The following is a 14,793-nucleotide window of genomic DNA, read 5'->3' on the forward strand; positions in this document are numbered from 1 at the left end:
GTGGATCAAGCTTTGTGGGCGGTGATGGGGCGCCGGGATCGGCACTAAACTGGACGGGTGACTTCAGAGGACCTATCGGCCACCCAAGTACCGGCAAGCACCAGCCTAGCCAATCGCTACGGCGGTCAAAAGCGCGCCATGACCCGCAAAACCAAGCGGAACATCATCATCGGCGCCCTGGTCATCGGGATTGGGTTCGCAGCTTACGTGGCCACCGGGTCCGCGCAGGCCCCCGTCACGTTCAAGGACGTTGGTTACAGCACGGTGGATGGCACCCAGGCTGAGGCGGACTACCAAGTCACCAAATACCCCGGAGCCGCCGCCAAATGTGCCGTGAAAGCCTTGGATTCGAAGTTCGCAGTGGTGGGTTGGAAAGTTGTGGAGATCGGTCCCAACGATCCCCAGGACGATCCCGACGGCGGCAGCACCACCGCCCAGCGCACGGTCCTGCGTACTGAGTCCCCGGCCGTTTCAGCGGTGGTGGACAGCTGCTGGATTGTGGACAGCGGCAAATAACGATCGTGTGACCCGTGACTCACCGGGTTTGGGTTCGTCCAAAGGATTTACTACAATGGATGAAACCTTCACCCCGTTAAGTTGGTTACTGAGTTCCACGAGTGGCCACCTCGGCGGGGTCTTTTGCATTGTCAGATCTAGAGGAGAAATCCGTGTCTACCACCAATAGCGCCACTGCGGCTTGGCTCACCCAGGAAGCTTTCGACCGCTTGCAGGCTGAGCTGGACCACCTCTCCGGCGCTGGCCGGGCGGAAATCGTCCAGAAGATCGAAGCTGCCCGCCAGGAAGGCGACCTGAAGGAAAACGGCGGCTACCACGCAGCCAAGGAAGAGCAGGGCAAGATCGAGGCCCGCATCCGCCAGCTCACTGCACTGCTTCGCGACGCCCATGTTGGCGAGGCCCCTGCCGATGACGGAATCGTCGAGCCCGGCATGCTGGTTGTTGCACGCATCGCCGGTGACGAAGAGACGTTCCTGCTGGGCTCCCGCGAAATCGCCGGGGACTCCGATCTGGACGTCTTCAGCGAGAAGTCACCCCTGGGTGCCGCGATCATCGGCCACAAGGAAGGCGACAGCCTGAGCTACGTCGCTCCCAACGGCAAGGAAATTCCGGTGGAGATCGTCTCCGCCAAGCCGTACGTCGCCTAATCAGCGGCTCACCGGCCTGAAATACACGACGCCGGCCCACCCCTTGGCGGGGCGGGCCGGCGTTTTTCGTGTGGGAACCCAACTGGGTCAGAGCTCGGCGAGTTTGGCCTTAGCCTTGGGGCGCAGCAGGACCGCAGCGATAATGCCGCCAACAGCTCCACCGAGGTGCGCTTGCCAGGACACAAAACCCATGACGGTAGGAAGCACACCGAAGAGAATGCTGCCGTAGGCCATGAACAGCACCACGGAAAGGAGAATCTGCCACCAGCTCCGGTTGAAGAACCCCCGCACCAGCAGGAACGCGAAGAATCCAAACACCAGCCCGGACGCTCCGACCGTCACTCCCCCGCCGCCAATCAGCCATACCGCAAGGCCCGAGCCCAGCCAGCTAAAAGCCAGCGCGGTCAGGAACACCCGGATCCCTGACAGGAAAACCAGGAAGCCGAAAATTATCAGGGGCAGCGTGTTGGACAGCAAGTGGTTGAAGTTCGCGTGCAGCAAGGGGAACGTCAGGATGTCCAGTATCCCGTCCATGGAGCGGGAGCGCAGGCCAAAGGTGTAGTTCAGGCCGTGCCGCATCAGAGTGTTGAGGATCTCGATGACGTAGAGCAGGATCACGAAGCCGCCCATGAACAACAGGCCACCCTTCGCGCGCCCCGCAAGGGACTCTTTGGCCTCTTCCTTTGAACCCTCAGGCATTCCAAGCACCATGGGCGCCCCTCCCGTCAGTGCACTACGATCGGCTGGAAGCCCTCGGCCCGCAGTGCGCCAAGAACCTGTTCGCCGTGTTCGTGGCCTTTGGTTTCCAGGTTGATGGTGATGGAGACGTCGCCCATGCTGATGGAGCCGCCCAGGCGGGTGTGGTCCAGCCCGGTAACGTTGGCATCGTTTTCGGCAATGATGCGGGCGATCGTGGCCAAGGAACCGGGACGGTCATCCAGCATCATGCGCACCGTCATGAAACGGCCCGCAGCCGAGAGGCCGCGCTGGATGACTTTGAGCATGAGCATGGGATCGATGTTGCCGCCCGAAAGCACGACGGCGGTGTTCCCCGGGTTTTCGATCTTGCCGTCCATCAGCGCGGCTACTCCAACGGCGCCGGCGGGCTCAACCACCATCTTGGCCCGCTCCAGGAGGAAGATCAGCGCCCGCGCGAGGGAGTCCTCGCTGACGGTCACAACATCGTCCACCAGCTCGCGGATGATGCTGAAGGGCAACTGCCCCGGCCGTCCCACGGCGATGCCGTCAGCCATGGTGGTGACCTTCTTCAGCGGCACCAGCGCATCAGCGGCCAGCGACGGCGGGTAGGCGGCTGCGTTTTCTGCCTGGACGCCGATCACCCTGATCTCACGCCCGAGCTCTTTGGCCTTGGCTTTGATGGCCACGGCTACACCGGCCAGGAGTCCTCCGCCTCCGACGCCCATGAGGATGGTGTCCACATTGGGGATCTGCTCCAGGATTTCCAGTCCGATGGTCCCTTGGCCGGCAACAACGTCAACATTGTCAAAGGGGTGTACGAATACAGCGCCGGTCTCGTTGGCGTAGCGTTGCGCCTCGGCCAGGGCCTCGTCCACATTGTGTCCATGCAGGACAACTTCTGCGCCGTGACTGCGGGTGGCCGCCAGTTTGGGCAGGGCCACACCGAGCGGCATGTAGATGCGGGCGTTGATGCCCAGGCTCTTGGCAGCTACGGCCACGCCCTGGGCATGGTTGCCTGCTGAGGCCGCCACCACGCCGCGCTTCTTTTCGTCCTCGGTCAGCCGGGCCATGCGGACATAGGCGCCACGGACCTTGAAGGACCCTGCGCGCTGCAGGTTCTCACACTTGAAAAAGACGTTGCCGCCCACGAGGCTGCCAAGAGCACGGGACGACTCCACCGGAGTCTTGGTAATAATGCCCTCGAGCAACTCCTGCGCCTTGAGGACATCGTCCAGCGTGACGGGCAGGGTTTCGAGGGTATTCACTGACTATTCTCCTTTGGTGGTGTCGACGGCAGGGCCCTCAGCAGAGGGACGTCCTGCAGCCTTGTTCTTGCCTGCGATGCCTTTACCGAGGCGGGATTCGGGCTTGGGGAGGCGAACCTCCTTGAAGTTGGCGTCTCCGTCAGGCCCTGCAGAAGCAGGTGCCGGCTGAAGCTCCGGACCGCCCAATCCTTCATCATGTTCCCACGTCCGGCCCGCAATGTACCGAACGGCCGTGTTTACTACGGCGAGCAACGGGACCGCGAACAGCGCTCCCGGGATGCCGGCGAGGTAGGAACCTGCTGCCACTGAAAGGATCACGGCTACCGGGTGCAGTGCCACGGCCTTGCCCATCACCAATGGTTGCAGGATGTGGCTTTCGAGCTGTTGGACCAGCAGGACGATGGCCAGCATGATCAGGGCGTTGATAGGTCCGTTGGCCACGAGCGCCAGCAGAACCGCGATGGCACCGGTCACCAGCGCGCCGACAACCGGGATGAAGGAACCGATGAACACCAGGACGGCCAGCGGAAGGGCCAGCGGGACCTGGATGATGGCCGCACCAACCCCGATGCCAACAGCGTCTACGAACGCCACGAACATCTGGATGCGCACGTAGCTGACCATGGAAGTCCAGCCGCGACGACCGGCGCCATCGGTTGCCCGGCGTGCGGTTTTGGGGAGGAGCCGCACCAGGAAGCCCCAGATCCGGCTTCCTTCAAGCAGGAAGAAGATCAGGATGAAGAGAGCCAGGACAAGTCCTGCAGCAAAGTGTCCGGCGGTGCTGCCGAAGGAAAGGGCGCCACTGAGGATGCTGCTGCTGTTGTTCTGCAGCGCATTGGCGCCATCGGCAATGTATTGGTCGATCTGGTCTGCAGTCAGGTGGAGGGGCCCGTCTGCCAGCCATGTTTGAATCTGCTGGATTCCGGCGAGTGCTTCCTGCCAGAGCTCGCCAAAGCCGGAGACAAGCTGCCTGCCCACCAACGCCAGCGCACCTGCAATGACACCAATGAAGGAGACCACCGTAATGGCAACGGCCGCTCCGTTGGGCAATCCGCGGTTACGGAGCCATGCCACCACCGGGTACAACAGCCCCGCCAGCAGGGCGGCCACCATGACCGGGATGATGAGGAAGCTGACCTTGCCCAGCAACCAGACCAAGGCGCCGATCATGAGCAGGATCAGGCCCGCCCGCCACGACCAGGCAGCAGCAATTCGCACCCCATAAGGGATGTCTTCGGCAATTTGGCGGTCAGAGCGGGATTTGGCGTCCGGTGTTGGCGTCATGAACCCATAATTCCGTAGGCCACGCCGTATGGGAAACCGGCCCTCACACCGTGCCCCTGACGCTGCAGCCGCACGGGCGGAAGACTAGATGGACGCAGTGATCCCCCAGCTCATGGTGAAAGCTTCACCGGGGGCCAGCCAGCGCAGGCCGTCACCGCTGTTGAACGCATTGGCTGGACCTGTCATCGGCTCGATGGCCACGGCTTTGGAGCGGCCGGGGAAGGTATCGGTGACAAAAACATGGACGTATGGTGACGTCTCGTCCTGCTCGAGACTGACACTGCGGCCGTCAGGTGCGGAAAGGGTGTGGCGGGCCACGCCGCCGTCGTACGTCAGGTCGGTCAAGGCGACATCAATGAGCAGGTCTCCTACGGCAGTCCCGGCCGAAAGATCGTACTGGCCGTCCGCCGCAGCGGTGCTGCGCGGGATCAGGCGTTCATCAGCCACCAGCCGGGTTGCGGCCTTGACCGTCAGGACCAAGTCCTCAGGCGCGACGTCACCCAGGCGCAGGTAAGGGTGCGCCCCGAGAACAAAGGGGGCACGACCCTGGGAATCGTTGACCAGGGTCTGTGAGACACGAAGATCCATGGCGTCGTCCAGTTCATAGCGAACCACGTGCCGGACCAGGAAAGGATAGCCGTGCTGCGGGAAGACCGTGGCATCGAGCGTCACGCTGAATTCTGATTCGTCCACCAAGGCGTAGGCGGAATTTCGCAGCAATCCGTGGCTGGCATTGTTGCGGGAGACCTCGGTGATATCGAGCTGCTGCTTCTTGCCATCGAGATACCAGACCCCGTCCTCCACCCGATTTGCCCACGGCGCCAAAGTGATTCCCGTGGCACCTGGAGAAATCTGGTCGTCGTCGTAACTTTCCGTCAACTGGACTCCGCCGCGCGAGTAGAGGCGGAGCCCTGCTGCAAGCTCGGTGACAACGGCGAGCGCGTCGCCCCTGCGAAGCTCGAATTGGCGGCCCGTGGCGAAGCGGCGGGAGTCGGACGGAAGCGCATTTTCAGCGGGTGATGACAAGGCAGGCATGGCAATACCGTACTTCATCCCGGATCCGGTGAGCTCAGCCAAATGTTAGCTTTTGTTAGAATCTATGCGTTTTTGGTCACTTGTGGAATAATGAAGTCATGAGTCGCATTACCAGCACCCGCCTTGCGGACAGCCGCGAGCTGATCTACTTCGATGACCCCGGAACGCCGGAGCGAACACCGGAATCGTTGGTGGACCACCGCGAGCTTCCGGCCCGCGGTGTTCCCGGTGAAGTCCGTTATGACGCTTTGTCCGGCGACTGGGTAGCTGTGGCTGCCCACCGACAAGCCCGCACGCATCTGCCCCCTGCCGACCAGTGCCCCATCTGCCCCACAACGCCTGCGAATCCCTCGGAGATCCCGGCAGCCGACTACGACGTCGTGGTGTTCGAGAACCGCTTTCCGTCCCTGGGCCCGGCCTTGGGCGAGATTCCGCCCCTGCCTGCACCGGGCACCACCGGACACGGGACCACGGGGCCTGCTTTTGGCCGCTGCGAAGTGGTCGCCTTCACCCCGCAGCACACCGGCTCCTTCGCCGAACTCGGCGAAACACGCGCACGCACGGTCATTGAGGCCTGGGCCCAGCGAACCGAATCACTCAGCTCATTGCCGGGCATCAAGCAGGTGTTCCCGTTCGAGAACCGCGGCGCGGACATCGGCGTCACGCTGCACCACCCGCACGGCCAGATTTATGCCTACCCGTACCTCACGCCGCGAGCCGCACAGCTCGGCGCGGTCGCCCGGAAGTACTACAACGACGTCGATGCGAAAGAAACGCTGGCGGCCTCGCTCCTCAGGGCCGAACGCGAAGACGGCAGCCGCATGGTGCTGGAGGCCGAACACTTCAGCGCCTACGTCCCGTTTGCAGCACGTTGGCCCCTGGAAATCCACTTGGTCCCCCACCGCAGCGTCCCTGACCTCGCAGCGCTCACGGGAGCAGAACGCGACGAACTTGCGCACGTCTACCTCGACCTTCTCAAGCGCCTCGACTCCCTCTACCCCACCCCCATGCCGTATATCTCCGCATGGCACCAGGCACCGCTGGACCCTGCCCTGCGCCCTGCCGGCCAGCTTCACTTGCAGCTGACCTCACCCCGCCGCGCAGCCGATAAGCTCAAGTACTTGGCCGGATCAGAGGCCGCCATGGGAGCATTCATCAACGACACCACCCCCGAAGCCGTGGCGGAGCGTCTCCGCAGCGTTGCCGCAGCACCGGCTTCCGCCAAGACCCTGGAAGGCATCCGAGCATGAGCACCGTTACCGATACCAGCGTCCTCGCCGCCCGCTTCCAGGAAACGTTCGGAGCAGTTCCCGACGGCGTGTGGCAGGCCCCCGGACGCGTCAACCTGATCGGCGAGCACACCGATTACAACGAGGGCTTCGTGCTGCCCTTCGCCATCGACAAAACTGCCAAGGTTGCGCTGCGCGTCCGCGACGACTCCACTGTCCGGATGCTGTCCACCTTTGGCGGGCACGGCGTGGTGGAAGCAGACCTCGCTGAGCTGGAGCCGGGCTCGGGGAACGGTTGGTCCCGCTACCCGCTCGGTGTCGCTTGGGCTTTGAAGGAGCGCGGCATTGAAGTCCCCGGCTTTGACCTGTTGCTCGATTCGGATGTCCCCTCGGGCGCCGGCCTCTCTTCTTCCCACGCAATCGAGTGCGCCGTCATCTCGGCGCTCAACGACTTGACCGGCGCCGGCCTGGCCGCTCAGGACCTGGTCCTCGCCACGCAGCGGGCCGAAAACGTGTACGTTGGTGCGCCCACCGGAATCATGGACCAGTCCGCTTCCCTGCGTGGCGCCAAGGGGCAAGCTGTCTTCCTCGACTGCCGCGACCAGCACGTGGACCTGGTCCCGTTCGACGCCGAATCCTCCGGCCTGGTGCTGCTGGTCATCGACACCAAGGTCTCGCACTCCCATGCCGACGGCGGTTACGCGTCCCGCCGGGCGTCCTGCGAGTTGGGCGCCGAGATCCTCGGGGTCAAAGCCCTGCGCGACGTCGGCGTGGAACGTTTGGAGGAAGCCTCCGGACTGCTGGATGAGACCACCATGAAGCGCGTGCGCCACGTGGTCACCGAGAACGACCGTGTGCTGCAGACCGTGGAGGTACTGGGTAGCCAGGGACCTGCCAGCATTGGTCCCCTGCTGGATGCCAGCCACGTTTCCATGCGAGACGACTTCGAGATCTCCTGCCCCGAGTTGGACCTCGCCGTGGACACCTCCCGCTCCAACGGCGCCATCGGGGCCCGTATGACCGGCGGCGGGTTCGGCGGCTCGGCCATCGCCCTGACCCCGGTGGGCCAGGAGCAACAGGTGCGCGACGCCGTCGTGCGTTCCTTCGGCGAGGCCGGCTATGCCACGCCGGACATCTTCACGGTGACCCCGGCGGCAGGAGCCCGGCGCCTGGCCTGACACATCAGTGATTTTTGATCACCGCCCGGCGCCGATGCAGGCGCCGGGCGTATGCTGTGGCCATGACTGAGGCCGTCATTGTTTCCACTGCCAGAAGCCCCATTGGCCGGGCTTTCAAGGGGTCCCTGAGGGACGTGCGTCCGGACGATCTCGCCACAGCTATGGTGCAGGCCGCCCTCGCCAAAATTCCTGCCTTTGACCCGGGCGCGGACGATGGGCAGGGTTTGGATGACCTCCTACTTGGCTGCGCCGAACCCAGCGGCGAAGCCGGCTCCAACATGGCACGCGTGGTGGCTGTCCTGGCCGGGATGGACCGTGTACCAGCGGCCACCATCAACCGTTTCTGTGCCTCGAGCCTGCAGACCCTGCGGATGGCCTTCCACGCCATCAAAGCCGGGGAGGCCCAGGCAATCGTCTCCGCCGGAGTGGAGAGTGTTTCGCGCTACCAGAACTGGGCCGGCGCCGGAGAGACGGACACCGCCAACCACAATCCCCTCTTCGCCCCCGCAGCTCAACGCACTGCATCCCGGGCAGCGTCCAACATTCCCTGGACGGATCCCCGGATGGGTGGCCGATTGCCGGACATCTATATCTCCATGGGCCAGACCGCAGAGAACGTTGCCACCACCTATGGCATCACCAGGGCCGAGCAGGACGAGTGGGGCGTCCTCAGCCAGAACCGCGCCGAGGCCGCCATCGCTTCAGGGTTCTATGCCCGCGAAATCACCCCCTATATGCGCAAGGACGGCACCGTGGTGGATCGGGACGATTCCCCCAGGGCCGGAGTGACCATGGAAGGTGTGTCCGGCCTGCAGCCGGTCTTCCGTCCCGACGGGACAGTCACGGCCGGCAACGCCTGCCCCCTCAATGACGGCGCGGCTGCGGTGGTGGTCATGAGCGACGTCCGCGCACGCGAACTGGGTCTGGAGCCGCTGGCCAGGGTGGTGTCCACCGGCGTCAGCGCCCTCTCCCCCGAGCTCATGGGAATGGGCCCTGTGGAGTCCACCAGACGGGCCCTGGCACTGGCTGGACTGACCATGGACGACATTGACCTGGTGGAGCTCAATGAAGCCTTCGCTGTGCAGGTGATGGCGAGCGCCCGTGAATTGGGCATCGACCCCGCCAAACTCAATGTCCATGGCGGTGCCATCGCCCTTGGACACCCCTTCGGCATGACGGGTGCCCGGATGACGAGCACGTTGCTGCACGGGTTGAAGGAACGCGATGGAACGTTGGGGCTGGCCACTCTGTGTGTTGGCGGCGGGCAAGGGATGGCTGTGGTCTTCGAGCGGCTGAGCTAGTTGGTTCGGTGAGGTGGCTGCGGGCAGGCGAGAACTTCCCGCCGCCGAGGGGTCAGGTCTCGGCACTTTGAACCCCCACATACTGCCGGGATGTCGCCCCTCGCGGACGAAGAAATGCCCCTTGACGCAAAAATGCCCCCGAATCTCTTCGGGGGCATTTCGCGTTGACAGACTCGTTACGGGCTAGTCGTCGCCCCGCAGGATGGCCAGCAGGCGGATAATTTCCACATAGAGCCACACGAGGGTGACCGTCAGGCCGAACGCTGCAACCCAGGAGTAACGCTCCGGGGCGCCGGCGCGGACGCCTTCTTCGATGCTGGTGAAGTCCATGATCAGCGAGAATGCTGCCAGGCCGATGGCCAGGATGCCGATGAAGACACCCAGCGGGATGCCGAAGATCTCTACTTCAGTGCGGAGGCCGAACGGCGACTGCACGGCACCGGTCCACATCATGACCATGTTGATCAGGGCGAAGACCGCGTAACCAATGGTGGCGATCATGAAGAAGCGCACCATCTTGGGGGTGGCGCGGACCTTGCCGCTCTTGAAGAGCACCAGGGTGACGCCGAAGACGGCCAGCGTACCGATGACAGCCTGGAGGCCGACGCCGGGGTACATGCCATCCAGGATTCGGGTAAGGCCACCAAGGAACAGACCCTCAAGGCCGGCGTAGGCAAGGATCAGGGCCGGTGAAGGCTGCTTCTTGAACGTGTTGACCAGGGCCAGCACAAAGCCGCCCAGCGCGCCAACAATCATGAGCATGGTGGAGAGGGCGGGCGCTACGAAGAGCGTCACGCCAGCACCGATCACCAGCACCACGAGACAGGCGACCGTCTTCATGATGACGTCGTCGTAGGTCATGCGGCCGGTGTCTGCCGGGCCGGCAGCCGGCTGGTTGTACATCTGCTGCAGCTGCTCATTGGTCATGTTCTGCTGCTGGGCAGACCATGCGGCCTGGCCGTCCATCACCTGGCTCGGCGCCCGGCCGGGTGCCTGGTTAAACTGCTGGCCGTACGGGTTCTGCGGTACAGGCGGGGCCTGCTTTGCTCCACGGAAATTCTTTCCGTTGAAGACTGGGTTTCCGCCAAGTGCCATTGCGGGTGTCCTCCTGAAAAAGGGCTAAGTGATAATTCACGGTACCAATTACCACGCCCGTGCGGCAGGGATAGTTCCCTTGTTCACCCAGACGAAACGTAACCGTGACACTAAAACGGCAGGGTGGCAGCGTGTGACGCACCCAGGACCGTTTAGAAACACCCTCAAACAACAAAGGTTTACTTAAGTGTGACTACATCATGGGTTGCCTATAGCTTCACAGTTGTTATCCGATCGCGATGTTTGCACCCCCGAACTGAGCATTTATTCAGCCCGCCGGACGGTAACATAGGCCACACATGGGTGACTTAGATCACAATCGAGGCAGCTAGGCAAGAACTGTTCACAAGCCCCATTTACCGTTCGCACCGGCTGCAATGGCGCAGCCGGGACCACCCCCACTGTGGAGGTTTCCATTTTGAGAAGCACACTGCGCGACCCGTCCATCAGACGGTCCAAGGGACTACAGAGAGTTGTGGGGGCGCTGTTCGCAGCCCTCATTGCCACTCTGTTGATCGCCGCCCCTTCGGCACAGGCAACCACCCCATCGCCTTCGCCGTCACCGACGACATTCCAAAACAACATCAGCGGATTCCTCCGCGATGATGCCCGGGCACCCATACCCGGCGTCAAGATCAAGGCCTCAGGCAACGGGTTCGAAGGTGAAGCCACCTCCGGAGCCAACGGCGCGTGGACCATCGGTGTCCCGGTCCAAGGCACTTACACCATCGAGCTGGACACCTCCACCTTGCCGGAGGGCATCGCACTGGCCGAGGGCCAGGACAATCCCCGCGATGTCACGTTCAGCCAGACGTCCAACCTGTCGGTGATCTTCGCCTTCGGTGAGGGCATCGTGGTCCAACAGCAGGACTTTGGCCAAAACCTCCTCAACCGCCTTGTAGCGGGCCTGAGCTTCGGCCTCCTCCTTGCACTCGCCTCTGTGGGCCTCTCCCTGATCTTCGGAACCACGGGCCTGACCAACTTTGCCCACGGCGAGATGGTCACGCTGGGTGCCGTCCTCGTCTTCATGTTCAACGGCTTTGGGCTCCCCTTCTGGCTGGCGATCCTGCTGGCACTGGTTGGCGGCGGGCTCTTCGGCTACGTCCAGGACGCCGGTCTATGGCGCCCGCTGAGGAAACGCGGCTCGGGCCTGGTCCCCATGATGATCGTCAGCATCGGCCTTGCCCTGGCCATCCGCTACGTCATCCAGTTCTTCTTCGGTGGAGCAACCCAGCAACTGCCCGGCGCACAAAGCGCGGAAATCCAAATCGGGCCTGTCTCCATCTCCCCGAACAACCTGTGGTCGCTGGTCATCAGCGCCGTGGTCATCGCCCTGATCGGCATAGTCCTGCTGAAAACGCGTCTCGGCAAGGCAACCCGCGCTGTGGCAGACAACCCGGCCCTGGCCGCCGCCTCCGGCATCGACGTCGACTCGGTCATCCGCATTGTCTGGATCGTCGGCGGCGTCCTCGCCTCCCTCGGCGGCATCCTGTGGGCTTACTACCGCCCGGGCGTCACGTTCGACATGGGCTCGCAGATCCTGCTTCTCATCTTCGCCGGTGTGACCCTCGGTGGTTTGGGAACTGTCTTCGGCGCCCTGATCGGCTCGATCGTCGTCGGCATCTTCGTGGAACTGACCACTGTGTTCGGCCTCCCCGCCGACCTCAAGTACGTCGGTGCACTGTTCATCATGATCGTTGTTCTTCTGTTCCGACCGCAGGGTATCCTCGGCCGGCGTGAGCGTGTGGGTTAGGAGCGGGCCATGGACTTCGGATTCATTTTCTCCAGCGCCCTTGGCGAATTATTCAGCCCGACGACGGCGGCCTACGCGCTTGCCGCTTTGGGCCTTGCGGTTCACTTCGGCTACTCAGGCCTGCTGAACTTCGGCCAGGCCGGCTTTATGGCGGTTGGCGCCTACGGTTTCGCCATCTCTACCCTCAGTTTTGACGCCCCGTTCTTCCTTGCACTGATCATTTCCATCCTGTGCTCGGTGATCTTCGCCTTCATCCTGGGTATTCCCACCCTCCGGCTACGGGCCGACTACCTGGCAATCGTCACCATTGCGGCGGCCGAAATTGTCCGCTACGTGGTCACCACCAACCAGCTCACCAGCGTCACCGGTTCGGCCAACGGCCTGGCGGCGTTCGAGAACACTTTCTATGCCATGAATCCCTTCCCTGAGGGGTCCTACATGGGCATGAACAACCGCGACTTCTTCATCCGCGTTGTCGGATGGGGACTGGTGGTCGTGTGCTGTGTTCTGGTGTGGCTCCTGATGCGCAGCCCCTGGGGCCGCGTCCTGAAGGGCATCCGCGAAGATGAGAACGCCGTGCGGTCACTCGGCAAGAACGTCTACGCCTACAAGATGCAGGCACTGGTCATCGGCGGTGTGCTGGGTGCCTTGGCGGGCATGATCTTCACGCTCCCCCGCGGTGCAGTCCAGCCTTCGAACTACGGCACGGAACTGACCTTCTTCCTGTGGACCTGCCTCCTGCTCGGCGGCATGGCCACTGTCCTGGGGCCGGTCATCGGAGCCATGATCTTCTGGGTTGTCCTGTCGTTGACCCAGAGCCTGCTCTACGGCCTTATCGAATCAGGGGCAGTCACGTGGCTGACCACCGTCCAGGCGGGCCAGCTGCGCTACATCCTGGTGGGCGTCGCGCTGATGCTCCTGATGATCTTCCGCCCGCAAGGCGTGTTCGGCAATAAGAAGGAGCTTGCTTTCGCATGAGTGAGACCAACGAACGCAATACCGAAAATATCGACTACATGACCGATTCACGGCCCATCGCGGTCGGGGAAAACACCCCTGGCTGCAAGAAGCGCGATCCCATTGTGGTGGCGGAGGATGTCACCCGGTCCTTCGGTGGCATCAACGCCGTGGACGTCGAATACCTTGAGATCCCCCGCCACAAGATCACCGCGTTGATCGGGCCCAACGGCGCAGGCAAAACCACGCTGTTCAACCTGCTCACAGGCTTTGATACGCCCAATACAGGCAAGTGGCAGTTCGAGGGCAACAGCCTGGCAGGTGTCTCCTCCTACAAAGTGGCACGCATGGGCATGGTGCGCACCTTCCAGCTGACCAAGGTGATGGGCAAGCTGACCGTCATGGAGAACATGCGGCTCGGCGCAGCGGACCAACCCGGCGAGCGGCTCTCCAAGGCCCTGTTCAAGGGGATGTGGGGTGGCCGCGAAAAGGAAATCACAGCCCAGGCCCACGTGCTGTTGGAAAAGTTCAAGCTTGACGCCAAGAAGGACGACTACGCTGCGTCCCTCTCCGGCGGCCAGCGAAAGCTGCTTGAAATGGCCCGGTCACTGATGGTCAAGCCCAAACTGGTGATGCTGGACGAGCCCATGGCAGGCGTGAACCCCGCATTGACCCAGTCGCTGCTGGATCACATCAAGAACCTGAAGGCCGAAGGCATGACCGTGCTCTTCGTCGAGCACGACATGAACATGGTCCGGCACATCGCGGACTGGGTTGTGGTCATGGCGGAAGGCAAAGTGGTGGCCGAAGGGCCTCCGGGAGAAGTCATGAAGAACCCTGCCGTGATCGACGCCTACCTCGGCGCACACCACGATGTGGACCTCGGCGATGCTGAGGGCATCAAGGTGCTCGAAGCCGAGCTTGAGGCTGACGAAGAGTCGGTGGTGGGCACTGAAGACGCCGGGATCCTCTCGGACATCGTTGAAACAAAGAAGGAGGACGGGAAATGAGCAGCCCAGCCGCAATGCCCGCCTCAGCACCTGCCCCGGCAGGCGATTCCGTCGTCAAAGTCACCAACCTCGTGGCCGGGTATATCCCCGGTGTCAACATCCTCAACGGGTGCAGCATCGAGGCCCGCAAGGGTGAGTTGATCGGCATCATCGGCCCCAACGGCGCCGGTAAGTCCACCTTGCTGAAGGCCATGTTCGGCCTGGTGAAGGTCCACTCCGGCACCGTGGTTGTCAGGGGCCAGGACCTGACCGGTTTGAAGGCCAACAAGCTGGTGAACCAGGGTGTGGGCTTCGTGCCGCAGACCAACAACGTGTTCGCAGCGCTGACCATCGAAGAGAACCTCCAAATGGGCATGTTCCAGCGTCCCAAGGACTTCGCTGAGCGCTTCGACTTTGTTGCAGGCCTGTTCCCGGAACTGGCAAAGCGGCGGGCCCAGCGTGCTGGGTCGCTCTCCGGCGGTGAACGCCAGATGGTGGCCATGGGCCGGGCACTCATGATGGATCCGGCGGTACTGCTCCTTGATGAGCCATCGGCAGGCCTCTCCCCCGTGAAGCAGGACGAGACATTCCTCAGGGTCCACGAGATCAACCGTGCCGGCGTCTCGGTCATCATGGTGGAACAGAACGCCCGCCGCTGCCTGCAGATCTGCGACCGCGGCTACGTGCTGGACCAGGGCAAGGATGCGTACACCGGTACGGGCCGTGAGCTCATGAAGGATCCCAAGGTCATTCAGCTCTACCTTGGTACTTTGGCTGACGAGGTCTAGCCTCTACAAACGCGAAGGCCTGGCTCCGGCGATTCACCGGAACCAGGCCTTCGGTGT

General features: G+C 62.9%; 14 protein-coding genes. 9 read left to right on the forward strand and 5 right to left on the reverse strand.

Features of this window, described 5'->3' with window-relative positions; genetic code table 11:
* Nucleotides 1-57: 57 nt before the first annotated feature.
* Nucleotides 58-516: a DUF4307 domain-containing protein gene (locus tag M1D51_RS15545; protein WP_458107124.1), complete on the forward strand. Its 459-nt coding sequence runs from the start codon at nt 58-60 to the stop codon at nt 514-516.
* Between the two features lie 152 nt (nt 517-668).
* Nucleotides 669-1,163, forward strand: a complete 495-nt coding sequence (gene greA / locus M1D51_RS15550; protein ID WP_024820099.1) for a transcription elongation factor GreA — start codon at nt 669-671, stop codon at nt 1,161-1,163.
* A gap of 87 nt (nt 1,164-1,250) precedes the next feature.
* Here the strand turns inward: greA and M1D51_RS15555 are convergent, their stop codons facing one another.
* The 4 genes from M1D51_RS15555 to M1D51_RS15570 form a co-directional block, all read right to left on the reverse strand.
* Nucleotides 1,251-1,874, reverse strand: a complete 624-nt coding sequence (locus M1D51_RS15555) for a rhomboid family intramembrane serine protease (RefSeq protein ID WP_458107125.1) — start codon at nt 1,872-1,874, stop codon at nt 1,251-1,253.
* A 14-nt stretch (nt 1,875-1,888) separates the two neighbouring features.
* Nucleotides 1,889-3,127, reverse strand: coding sequence for a threonine ammonia-lyase (gene ilvA, locus M1D51_RS15560; protein ID WP_172325291.1), 1,239 nt, complete (start codon nt 3,125-3,127; stop codon nt 1,889-1,891).
* Between the two features lie 3 nt (nt 3,128-3,130).
* Nucleotides 3,131-4,411 carry an AI-2E family transporter gene (locus M1D51_RS15565; RefSeq protein ID WP_458107126.1) on the reverse strand — a complete coding sequence of 427 codons (1,281 nt, stop codon included), beginning with the start codon at nt 4,409-4,411 and terminating at the stop codon, nt 3,131-3,133.
* Nucleotides 4,412-4,495: 84 nt separating this feature from the next.
* On the reverse strand, nt 4,496-5,446 hold the full coding sequence (locus M1D51_RS15570; protein WP_458107127.1) for an aldose 1-epimerase family protein: 951 nt from the start codon (nt 5,444-5,446) through the stop codon (nt 4,496-4,498).
* Nucleotides 5,447-5,544: 98 nt separating this feature from the next.
* Here M1D51_RS15570 and galT point away from each other — a divergent pair, with 98 nt between their 5' ends.
* The 3 genes from galT to M1D51_RS15585 all read left to right on the forward strand — a co-directional run bounded on the left by galT (nt 5,545) and on the right by M1D51_RS15585 (nt 9,154).
* Complete coding sequence (gene galT / locus M1D51_RS15575) at nt 5,545-6,696, forward strand: galactose-1-phosphate uridylyltransferase (protein WP_458107128.1); 1,152 nt, start codon at nt 5,545-5,547, stop codon at nt 6,694-6,696.
* Entirely contained in the window at nt 6,693-7,853 is a 1,161-nt protein-coding gene (galK, locus tag M1D51_RS15580) for a galactokinase (RefSeq protein ID WP_458107129.1), read from the forward strand. Before galT ends, galK begins: the two co-directional genes overlap by 4 nt.
* A 62-nt stretch (nt 7,854-7,915) precedes the next feature.
* The gene (locus M1D51_RS15585; RefSeq protein ID WP_458107130.1) at nt 7,916-9,154 is read left to right on the forward strand and encodes an acetyl-CoA C-acetyltransferase; all 1,239 of its coding nucleotides are present in this window, start codon (nt 7,916-7,918) and stop codon (nt 9,152-9,154) included.
* A gap of 183 nt (nt 9,155-9,337) precedes the next feature.
* Here the strand turns inward: M1D51_RS15585 and M1D51_RS15590 are convergent, their stop codons facing one another.
* Complete coding sequence (locus M1D51_RS15590; protein WP_458107131.1) at nt 9,338-10,249, reverse strand: Bax inhibitor-1/YccA family protein; 912 nt, start codon at nt 10,247-10,249, stop codon at nt 9,338-9,340.
* 475 nt (nt 10,250-10,724) lie between these two features.
* Between M1D51_RS15590 and M1D51_RS15595 the strand changes: the two genes are divergently transcribed.
* Genes M1D51_RS15595 through M1D51_RS15610 form a run of 4 tightly spaced genes read left to right on the forward strand, consistent with a single transcriptional unit; the run spans nt 10,725 to nt 14,736 of the window.
* The gene (locus M1D51_RS15595; RefSeq protein ID WP_458107132.1) at nt 10,725-12,002 is read left to right on the forward strand and encodes a branched-chain amino acid ABC transporter permease; all 1,278 of its coding nucleotides are present in this window, start codon (nt 10,725-10,727) and stop codon (nt 12,000-12,002) included.
* A gap of 9 nt (nt 12,003-12,011) precedes the next feature.
* Entirely contained in the window at nt 12,012-12,980 is a 969-nt protein-coding gene (locus M1D51_RS15600) for a branched-chain amino acid ABC transporter permease (protein ID WP_458107133.1), read from the forward strand.
* The gene (locus tag M1D51_RS15605) at nt 12,977-13,969 is read left to right on the forward strand and encodes an ABC transporter ATP-binding protein (RefSeq protein WP_172323137.1); all 993 of its coding nucleotides are present in this window, start codon (nt 12,977-12,979) and stop codon (nt 13,967-13,969) included. Before M1D51_RS15600 ends, M1D51_RS15605 begins: the two co-directional genes overlap by 4 nt.
* Nucleotides 13,966-14,736, forward strand: coding sequence for an ABC transporter ATP-binding protein (locus M1D51_RS15610; RefSeq protein ID WP_458107134.1), 771 nt, complete (start codon nt 13,966-13,968; stop codon nt 14,734-14,736). Before M1D51_RS15605 ends, M1D51_RS15610 begins: the two co-directional genes overlap by 4 nt.
* Nucleotides 14,737-14,793 lie beyond the last annotated feature (57 nt).

This window comes from Arthrobacter sp. R3-55, assembly GCF_054161505.1.